The sequence below is a fragment of the Streptomyces calidiresistens genome (assembly GCF_014141525.1).
Classification (GTDB): Bacteria; Actinomycetota; Actinomycetes; order Streptomycetales; family Streptomycetaceae; genus Streptomyces; species Streptomyces calidiresistens.
Window position 1 is genome coordinate 1 of the sequence record NZ_VKHS01001642.1, and the last position, 379, is coordinate 379.

Annotated in this window: 1 protein-coding gene; it reads right to left on the reverse strand. The window is 77.6% G+C overall.

Annotated elements, in window-relative coordinates:
- The coding region (locus tag FOE67_RS28630; protein WP_182667668.1) for an adenosylcobinamide-GDP ribazoletransferase at positions 1-379 on the reverse strand (379 nt) is incomplete at both ends.

Here is a 379-nt window from a genome sequence, read left to right on the forward strand (position 1 = left end):
GCACCGTGCCCGCCACCATCGCGCCCAGCCCGTCCGGCCGGGCCGCCGGCACCCCCCGTCGGGTCGCCGTGATCAGCGCCGCCCGTCCGGTGACGTGCGCCAGGCACACCGCGACCGCCCCCACCGCCCAGCCGTGCCCGAACAGCGCGTGCGCCGCCGCCGTCTGCCCCGAAAGCACCAGCACCAGGGCCACCACGCCGAACGGCCCGATGTCCGAGCGCTTCATGATCCGCAGCGCCTCCTCGGCGGGTTTCCCGCTGCCCAGCCCGTCGGCGACATCGGCCAACCCGTCCAGGTGCAGGGCGCGGGTCAGGAGGGCCGGCACGGCCACGGCCACCACCGCCCCGAGCAGGGTCCCCGCGCCGACCACCACCATCCC